Raw genomic sequence first — 8,493 nt, 5'->3', positions numbered from 1 at the left:
GGCTCCGAACTGGTAGTCGGCGGCGGTCCGCAGGTCCGCGAGCGCGGCGGCGTCGGCGTCGCTGAGGGCGTCGACACCGGTATCGATCGGTGCCTCGTCGCCCTCGGCGGAGGCGTCGGTCATGCCCGCGGTAGCCGACCCGCCCGCAAAGCGGTTGCGACACGCAGCTGTCTGGAGCGCTCTGCAGCCGCGGGCATCACAGTTCGATACGGTCGACGATCGGTCCGTTGCCGTCGCCGTCGCGGTGCGTGTTGATCGCGATCGTTCGAATCTGGTCTTCGAGCAGCGATCCCTCGATCTTCGCCTTGAGCAGCGAGTCGACCTGGTACACGCCGGCCGCGTTGTTCATGCGGATCACGACCTGCGCGGGAGTCTCGTCGCCCTCCTGTAGCGAGACGCGCTCGATGGCCTGCGAGGAGACGGTGTTGATCCCGCGGCCGCCCTCCTCGTAGGGGACGCGAGAGCGTCCGCGCTCCATGTCGAGCCCGTCGGCTATCCGGACGATCCCGGCCTCACGCGTGAGCGGCTGCTCTTCGATGTGGTGACAGAGGATCGCGTGGAGCACCTCGGCTTTCACGCGGACCCGCTCGGGCACGCCGTAGAAGGACGGGAGGAAGTCGTCCAGGAAGTCGGCGGCGAGCGGGATCGAGTAGTACGGGTGGTCGTGCCGGTGCACGACGTGGCCGATGTCGTGGAGCGTCGCCGCGAGCGCGATGATGACCGGCTCGTCCGCCTCGTCGAGCCCCTGCTGGCGGGCCCCGTTGAACTCGACGCCACCGGCTTTCAACAGGTCGTACAGCCGCAGCGCCCGGTCCCTGACGATCTCGATGTGTTTCGCACCGTGGTCGTTGTACCCTTTGCGATCGACGGGATTGACGTTCTGTGCCGACAGGTACGCCGCGATCTCGGGATCTGACTCAATTCGAGCGAGCACCTCGTTAAGCCGGTTGTCGGGGAACGCGTGGTCGTTCTCGGGATGGTACTCGTGGCGGTCGGCGTCGTCGTCGGTGGGGACGTCGGCGTCGCTGGTGGCGTCGTCGGTGGGGACGTCGGCGTCGCTGGTGGCGTCGTCGGTGGGGACGTCCGTATCGATGTCGGCGTCGCTGGGGGCGTCGGCCGTCCGATCGTCGCGTTCGGTCTCGTCGGCGGGATCGCTCATGAGATCCGTTTCGAGGCGCGGGTGCCGTAAAAAGGATGCGCGTGTCAAACATTCGCGTGCACTAAGAGTACGCCTACCAAGGGTGCGCGCGTCAAAGATACGCGTGCCGATTCCCGGTGGGATTCGGTCGGCAGTTTCGACCCGAGGCACAATCTATAAGCGAACGAGGCCGCAACTCCCTGTGTGAACCGACCCGCGTCCGCTCGCGGCTCGCCGACGCCCCCAGCGACGCGGCTCTTCTCGAAAAAACGCGCGTGATCCGTCCGTCGGCGGGAGTGGCGACCCCGTCCCGGACGACCCCAGACCCGCGCGAGTCCCGATTCGACGGCTCGCGACAGGCGGCGTCTGCGCGCCGAAACCGACTGAACACGACCACCACCGACGCAACACCAAGCACCCAAGACACATGACGGACACGACGACGACGACACCGTACACGACGGACGAATCGACCGACCGAGAGACGACGGACGAGCCCTTCGAGGGGGTCTACCCCGCGATGACGACCCCGTTCACGGACGAGAACGAGGTCGACCACGACCAGCTCGCCGAAAACGCCCGGTACCTCGAACGGGCGGGTGTCGACGGCGTGGTCCCCGTCGGTTCGACCGGCGAGTCCGCGACCATGACCCACGACGAGCACGTCGAAGTCATCGAGACGGTCCGCGACGCCGTCGAGGACGTGCCGGTCATCGCCGGCACCGGCTCGAACAACACCGCGGAGGCGCTCTCGCTCTCCCGACGCGCAGCCGATGCGGGTGCCGACGGCCTGCTCCTCATTTCGCCGTACTACAATCGGCCCGAACCCCGCGGATTCCTCGAGCACTACCGAACGATCGCCGACGCGGTCGACCTCCCGCAGATTGTCTACAACGTCCCGAGCCGGACCGGCAAGTCGATCCCCGTCGACGTCACCGTCGAGCTCGCCGAACACCCGAACGTTCAGGGGTACAAGGCGGCCTCCGGCGATCTCAATCTCATCAGCGAAGTGATCGAGCGCACCCGCGACGAGGAGTTCTCAGTATTGTCCGGCGACGACGGGCTCACCCTTCCGGTCGTCTCCGTCGGCGGCACCGGTACGATAAGCGTCGTCGCCAACGTCGAGCCGGAGCGCTCCTGCGCGATGGTCGGTGCCGCGCTCTCGGGCGACTACGACCGCGCTCGGGCGCTCCACCACGAGCTCTCGCCGCTCGTCCGCGAGCTGTTCGCCGAGTCGAACCCGATCCCGGTGAAGGAGGCGATGCACGTCCGCGGACGGGGCGGTCCGCTCGTCCGCTCGCCGCTCTCGCGGCTCTCCGAGGGTCGGCGCGAGGGTCTTCGTGACCTGTTGGCCGAGTACGAGAACGGCGAGCCGGGGGCGGTCGAGCCGGAGGCCGCCGAACCCCCGGCGGCGGGTGACGCCGAATGAGCGGCGATCCCGTGTCTATCGCCGTCACCGGCGCTGGTGGCCGGATGGGCCGAGAGGTGATCCAGGCGGCCGCCGACCGCGGGAACGTCGACGTCGCCGTGGCGGTAAACCGGACCGCGGTCGAGCCCGTCGCGGGCGTCGCGGTCGACGCCGCCGACCGGCTCGGAGAGCTACTCAGGGCCGAGGACCCCGACGTCCTCGTCGATTTTACTGGGCCGGGCTCGGCGGTCGCGTACGCCGAGGCCTGCGTCGACGCGGGGGTCCCGATGGTCACCGGTACGACCGGGTTCGAGGAGGGTCAACTGGACAGCCTCCGCGCGGCGAGCGACTCGGTCCCGGTGCTGAAGGCCTCGAACTTCGCGCGTGGGGTCGCCGCGCTCCGCCGGGCGATTCGCGAAGCCGCCGCTGCACTCCCCGGCTACGACGTGGAGCTAACCGAGACGCACCACAACGCCAAACGGGACGCGCCCTCCGGCACCGCGAAATCCATCCTCGACGACGTGGAGTCGGTCCGCGGTGACCTCGACGAGCGCGTCCACGGGCGCGAGGGCGACGCGCCCCGCGAGGCTGGCGAGATCGGCGTTCACGCCCGACGCGCGGGCGACGTGACCGGCGAGCACGAGGTGCTCTTCGCCGGCAACCGCGAGGCGATCGAACTCACGCACCGCGCGGGCGACCGCGGCGTCTTCGCGGAGGGTGCACTCGACGCCGCGGAGTGGCTCGCGAACCGCGGCCCCGGCTGGTACGGGTTCGGCGACGTCCTGGACGCGGGCCGGCAATGACGATCGCATGTATCGACATCGACGAATAAATACCGACACTCATCCATACACGACTCAATGACGCTCGAATCCGACGTATCCTATCTGTGGGACCGGTACCAGGACGGACTGACCGCCGCCGACGCGACCGCCGAGGACGCCGAGATCCTCGAATCGTTCCTCTCCGCGCTCGAATCGGGCGACGTCCGCGCCGCCGAGAAGACCGGCGATGACGTGACCTCCTGGGAGGCCAACGAGTGGGTCAAGCGGGGGATCCTGCTCAACTTCGGCCTCCGCGCGACCGAGCCACGCGAGCACGGCGGCGTCACCTACTACGACGTGCTCCCGCTGCGCGACACCGCTGACCTCGGCGAGCGGGGCACCCGCAACACGCCCGACGGCACCGTGATCCGCCGCGGGGCGTACCTCGGCAGCGACTGCATCATGATGAGCCCCTCGTTCGTCAACATGGGCGCGCACGTCGGCGACGGTACCCTCGTCGACTCCTGTGATACAGTCGGATCCTGCGCGCAGCTGGGGGAGAACGTCAAGCTCGGTGCCAACACGCTGATCGGCGGCGTCCTCGAACCGATCGAGGACGCGCCGGTCGTCGTCGAGGACGGCGTCTCGCTCGGCGCGGGCTGTCGAGTCACGAGCGGCTTCCGGGTCGGCGAGAACTCGATCGTCGGCGAAAACACCCTATTGACCCCCAGAATCCCGGTCTACGACCTCGTCGAGGAGGAAGTCCTCTACGGCCACCTCCCCGCCGAGCGCCGGGCGTTCACCCGGATGGTGGAGTCGTCCGTCGGCGATCACGACCTCTTCGAGGGCGGCGCGTACAAGCCGGCGGTCGTCGCGACCCACGTCGAGGAGGAGACGCTGGAGGCGACGCAGCGAGAGGACGCGCTCCGCGAATGAGCGACCACGAGGGGGGCGCTGGGGCCGCGGGCCGCTCCGCCGACGGCGGGAACGACCCCGCCACCGATGGAAACCCTCCCGTTCGGCGCGTGAGCGACTGGAATGCAGACCGGTTGCACGACCTCGCGACCGAACACGACACTCCCCTGTACGTTCAGGACCTCGATCGGGTCCGCGAGAACTGCGAGCGCCTCGTCGACGCTTTCTCGGAGGCCGACGTGCGGTACGCGGTGAAGGCGAACACCGGCCGCGCCGTGCTGGAGGCGGTCAGAGACGCCGGACTCGACGCCGAGTGCGCCTCGGCGGGTGAACTCGACCGCGCGCTCGCGGCCGGCTTCGCGGGCGATCGGCTCCACTACACGGCCGTCAATCCGCCGGCCCGCGACCTCGACTACGTCGTCGGCGTCGCCGAGGCGGAGCCGAAGCTGACGGTGACGGTCGGCGCGGTCGACGCCCTCGACCGACTGGCCGACCGGGGCTACGACGGGCGAATTTGCGTCCGAGTGAACCCCGGCGTCGGCGCGGGTCACCACGAGAAGGTCCGAACCGGCGGCGCGGCGAAGTTCGGGATCCCGTACGGTCGGGCCGCACAGGCCGCGAGAAGTGCGGCCGAGCGGTTCGATCTCGTCGGAATCCACGCACACGCCGGCTCCGGTATCGACTCGGACCAGCTGGACAGCCACCGCGAGCTGGTCGCGCGGATGGGCGAGCTGGCGCGGGAGCTCGCCGACCCCGGCGACGACGCGCCCGGTGACACCGATCCGGACGCTCCCGCCTCCCTCGATCTCGAATACGTCGACGTCGGCGGCGGGTTCGGCGTCCCCTACCGTGAGGATGCGCCGCCGCTCGACCTCCCGGCGGTCGCCGAGGCGACCCGGGAGGCGGTCGCGTCGTTGCCCGCGGGCGTCGATCTCGCGATCGAGCCCGGCCGGTACGTCGTCGCCGACGCGGGCGTTCTCCTGACGCGCGTCAACGCGGTGAAGTCCACTCCCGACGAGCGCGTCGTCGGCGTCGATGCCGGCATGACGGACCTGCTCCGTCCGGCGATGTACGACGCCTACCACCCGATCCTGAACCTGGGCGGGGCCGACGGCGAGCCGACACCCGAGCGCCGGGACGCAACCCCTGTCACGGTCGCAGGACCTATCTGTGAGACCGGCGATACCTTCTGTAGGAACCGAGCGCTCGCCGATCCGGCACGCGGGGACCTCCTCGCGGTCGGGATCGCGGGCGCGTACGGATACGAGATGGCGAATCAATACAACTCGCGACCCCGGCCCGCCGAGGTCGCGCTCGACGAGGGAATCGCGACGGTCGTTCGCCGGCGGGAGACGTTGGCGGACCTCACGACGGTCGAGCGGGAGTCGGAGCGAAATTCCGCCCGCGACGCGTCGGAGGTGGACCGATGAGCGCTCACGCCATTCCGTTCGAGAAGTACCACGGCACGGGCAACGACTTCCTCGTCGTCGACGCGTCCGCCGAGAGCGTCGGCGACCGCGCGGCGTTCGCCCGGGCGCACTGCGATCGCGAGACGGGGGTGACCGCAGCCGACGCGGTCGGCGAGGGGTCTCCGCCGGGGACCCCCACCGGCCGCCGCGGGGCCGACGGCGTCCTCTTCCTCAGCGTCGAGGAGCGGTTCGACCCGACCCGCGTCGTGATGACGCTCGTCCAGCCTGACGGCTCGACGGCGACGATGTGCGGGAACGGCGCGCGCGTGGTCGCTCTGTGGGCGCACGAACGGACCGGTGACCGCGAGTTCATGATCGACACGCAGGCGGGGACCCGGCGCGCCTTCGTGAACGCGGACGCGACCGCGGCCACCATCGAGATGGGGGAGCCGACGTTCGATCCCCGGCGAGTTCCGGTCGTCCGCGACGGTGCGCTTGCCGACGAGCCGCTTATCGACGAGCCGGTCGAAGGGCTTCGGGTCACCGCGCTCAACACCGGGGTCCCGCACGCGGTGTCGTTCGTCGACGGCGGCCGCGACGCGCTCGACGACCCGAATCGCATCGATGAGATCGATCTCGATCGGGTCGCCCCGCCGGTCCGCCACGCCGACGTCTTCCCCGATGGTGCGAACGTGAACCTCGCGGCCGTCGTCGACGACGGGAGCGGCGACGGCCCGGCCGTCATCGATCAGCGCACCTTCGAGCGCGGCGTCGAGGGCGAGACGCAGTCGTGCGGAACGGGCGCGGTCGCGATCGTGGCCGCCGCTCGCAGGCTCGGGCTGATCGAGGGCGATGCCGCCGTGAGTCGCCCGCCTGGCGGCGTGCTTGAAATCGAGGTTCCGGACAGGGGTCACGCAACTCTGACCGGCCCGGTCGCTCACGAATTCAGCGGGACCCTCCCCGTCGACCCGCGATGATGCGGGACAACGACGGGCAGCCGGTGACCGAACGGTTCGATCCGATATCCTTTCTCGAATCGGCGGTCACGATCCCCTCTCACGAGTCGGCGGCGGAGATGCGCGAGTTCGTCGTGGACACGCTCACCGGCTTCGGGATCGAGACCGAGATCGTCGCCGGTGGCTGTGTGGTCGCCGAGAAGACGTCGCCCGCGCCGGACGCGGGACCGCACCTCGTCTTGAACACTCACCTCGACACGGTGACGCCCCACGTCCCGTTCGAGCGTGGGATCGCGGAGGCGGACGAACGCGGCAGCACGGACACGGACGACGACCCCGACGCGGAGACGGTGATTCGCGGCCGCGGGTCCTGTGACGCGAAGGGACCGCTCGCCGCGCTGCTCTCCGGATTCATCGCGGCGGAGCCGTCTCGCGGACGGCTCACGCTGGCTCTCACGCCCGACGAGGAGGCGCTGTCGCTCGGTGCGGCGGCGTTGGTCGGTCTCTCACCCGGAACCGAGGAGCGACTCAACGGCGACCTCTTTCTGGTCGGCGAGCCGACCGGGCTCGACGCCTGCACCGCGGCCAAGGGGCGGTTTCAGGGAACCGTCGAGCTGTCGGGCGTCGCGGCCCACGCCGCGGAGCTCGCGGGAACGAACGCGGTCGCGGCCGCGGAGGGCGCGCTCGCCGCGATCCGAACGTTCGACGACGGCGCGGACGATCACCCGCAGCTCGGCCCGCCGAAGCTCACGCCGACCGTCATCGAGGGCGGTGAGGCGACGAACCAGGTGCCCGCGGACTGTTCGATCACCGTCGACCGTCGGAGCGTCCCGCCGGAGACGGCCGCGGAGTTCCGATCGTCGCTCGCGGACGCGGTGAAGTCGGCCGTTCCCGAGGACGTCGGCGTCGACGTAGCGCTCACCGACAGGGCGTCCCCGTTCTTCGAGGCGTTTTCGACGGATCCCGACCACGAGCTGGTCGAGACGGTCGCGAACGCGGCGCGGACGGCCGGGAAGTCGGTCGGACTCCCGGCCGACCGCGGTGGCGGGGTGCGTCCATTCGGCGCGGCGACGGAGGCGTCGTACTTCGCGCCGGCACCGACCGTCGTGTTCGGTCCGGGGGACCTCGCGGACGGCGCGGGAGCCGTGGCGCACGCTGAACGGGAGTACGTCCTCATTCGGGAGGTGGAGGCGGCCGCTGTGGCCGTCGAGCGCTCGGTCGCGGGGATTCTGGGAACCGAAACGGAAGCGTAGCTCGACGCCGGCTACAGCAGGAACGTCTCCTCGCGCTCGGCGAGGTCGACGAAGTCGTCGGCGGCCTCGATCAGCTCGTCGGCGGCGGAGTTCGAGAAACCCATCGCCTCGACGCGGACGCCCTCGTGGCGGAGGTGCGAACAGAGGCGCGCGAAGTCGCCGTCGCCTGTGCAAATCACGACCGTGTCGACGTGGCTCGCGAGCGAGACGGCGTCGAGGCTCATCCCGAGGTCCCAGTCGGCCTTCTTCGACCCGTCCGCGAACGTCTTGATGTCCTTGATCTTGGTCTCGAAGCCGATATCGCGGAGCGCCTCGAAAAAGCTCTCCTCCTCGGGGGAGTCCGCCCGGATCACGTACGCGATGGCGCGGACGAGCGCGCGGTCGTTCACCGCCTCCTCCAACAGTCCAGCGTAGTCGATGTTTCGCGAGTAAACGCTCTGTGCGGAGTGGTACAGGTTCTGTGAGTCGGCTAACACCGCGACGCGCTGGTCAGGGTGGATGTCGGTCATATCGGGCCCTTCATCGCGACGGGTTAGGGGCTTTTGGATCCGCGCCCCCGATCGACGGCGGGACGAATCGTGGCGCAAATCGTGGCGAGACAACTTGTCCGCGGAGGGCCGTCGGACATCTGAACCCATTTATATACGTGC

General features: G+C 69.7%; 8 protein-coding genes. 6 read left to right on the top strand and 2 right to left on the bottom strand.

Annotated features, from left to right (window positions below):
- Positions 1–196: 196 nt before the first annotated feature.
- A complete protein-coding gene (locus ACFQEY_RS02950) occupies positions 197–1,159 on the bottom strand; it encodes an HD domain-containing protein (RefSeq protein WP_379764627.1) in 963 nt (320 codons plus the stop codon).
- 406 nt (positions 1,160–1,565) lie between these two features.
- Between ACFQEY_RS02950 and dapA the strand changes: the two genes are divergently transcribed.
- Genes dapA through ACFQEY_RS02920 form a run of 6 tightly spaced genes read left to right on the top strand, consistent with a single transcriptional unit; the run spans position 1,566 to position 7,843 of the window.
- Positions 1,566–2,567 (top strand): 4-hydroxy-tetrahydrodipicolinate synthase, encoded by a 1,002-nt coding sequence (gene dapA / locus ACFQEY_RS02945; protein ID WP_379764625.1) that lies wholly within the window; start codon positions 1,566–1,568, stop codon positions 2,565–2,567.
- Positions 2,564–3,349 (top strand): 4-hydroxy-tetrahydrodipicolinate reductase, encoded by a 786-nt coding sequence (gene dapB / locus ACFQEY_RS02940; RefSeq protein WP_379764623.1) that lies wholly within the window; start codon positions 2,564–2,566, stop codon positions 3,347–3,349. Before dapA ends, dapB begins: the two co-directional genes overlap by 4 nt.
- Before the next feature lie 57 nt (positions 3,350–3,406).
- On the top strand, positions 3,407–4,246 hold the full coding sequence (locus ACFQEY_RS02935; RefSeq protein ID WP_379764621.1) for a 2,3,4,5-tetrahydropyridine-2,6-dicarboxylate N-succinyltransferase: 840 nt from the start codon (positions 3,407–3,409) through the stop codon (positions 4,244–4,246).
- A complete protein-coding gene (gene lysA / locus ACFQEY_RS02930) occupies positions 4,243–5,655 on the top strand; it encodes a diaminopimelate decarboxylase (protein WP_379764619.1) in 1,413 nt (470 codons plus the stop codon). The genes ACFQEY_RS02935 and lysA overlap by 4 nt, the downstream gene beginning before the upstream one ends.
- Positions 5,652–6,611 (top strand): diaminopimelate epimerase, encoded by a 960-nt coding sequence (gene dapF / locus ACFQEY_RS02925; RefSeq protein ID WP_379764617.1) that lies wholly within the window; start codon positions 5,652–5,654, stop codon positions 6,609–6,611. Before lysA ends, dapF begins: the two co-directional genes overlap by 4 nt.
- A complete protein-coding gene (locus ACFQEY_RS02920) occupies positions 6,608–7,843 on the top strand; it encodes a M20/M25/M40 family metallo-hydrolase (RefSeq protein WP_379764615.1) in 1,236 nt (411 codons plus the stop codon). The genes dapF and ACFQEY_RS02920 overlap by 4 nt, the downstream gene beginning before the upstream one ends.
- Before the next feature lie 11 nt (positions 7,844–7,854).
- On the opposite strand, the gene ACFQEY_RS02915 is transcribed toward ACFQEY_RS02920, so the two are convergent.
- Entirely contained in the window at positions 7,855–8,352 is a 498-nt protein-coding gene (locus ACFQEY_RS02915; protein ID WP_379764613.1) for a LabA-like NYN domain-containing protein, read from the bottom strand.
- Positions 8,353–8,493: the final 141 nt, after the last annotated feature.

Origin of the sequence: Halorubrum trueperi (assembly GCF_042662525.1) — an archaeon.
GTDB lineage: Archaea > Halobacteriota > Halobacteria > Halobacteriales > Haloferacaceae > Halorubrum > Halorubrum trueperi.
This window is presented reverse-complemented; position numbering and strand designations above follow the sequence as displayed.

Excerpts from the sequence above, each read along its gene's own strand:
- ACFQEY_RS02920 (WP_379764615.1), top strand. The coding sequence starts at position 6,608 with ATGATGCGGGACAACGACGGGCAGCCGGTGACCGAACGGTTCGATCCG.
- ACFQEY_RS02950 (WP_379764627.1), bottom strand. The coding sequence starts at position 1,159 with ATGAGCGATCCCGCCGACGAGACCGAACGCGACGATCGGACGGCCGAC.
- ACFQEY_RS02915 (WP_379764613.1), bottom strand. The coding sequence starts at position 8,352 with ATGACCGACATCCACCCTGACCAGCGCGTCGCGGTGTTAGCCGACTCA.
- dapF (WP_379764617.1), top strand. The coding sequence starts at position 5,652 with ATGAGCGCTCACGCCATTCCGTTCGAGAAGTACCACGGCACGGGCAAC.
- lysA (WP_379764619.1), top strand. The coding sequence starts at position 4,243 with ATGAGCGACCACGAGGGGGGCGCTGGGGCCGCGGGCCGCTCCGCCGAC.
- dapB (WP_379764623.1), top strand. The coding sequence starts at position 2,564 with ATGAGCGGCGATCCCGTGTCTATCGCCGTCACCGGCGCTGGTGGCCGG.
- ACFQEY_RS02935 (WP_379764621.1), top strand. The coding sequence starts at position 3,407 with ATGACGCTCGAATCCGACGTATCCTATCTGTGGGACCGGTACCAGGAC.
- dapA (WP_379764625.1), top strand. The coding sequence starts at position 1,566 with ATGACGGACACGACGACGACGACACCGTACACGACGGACGAATCGACC.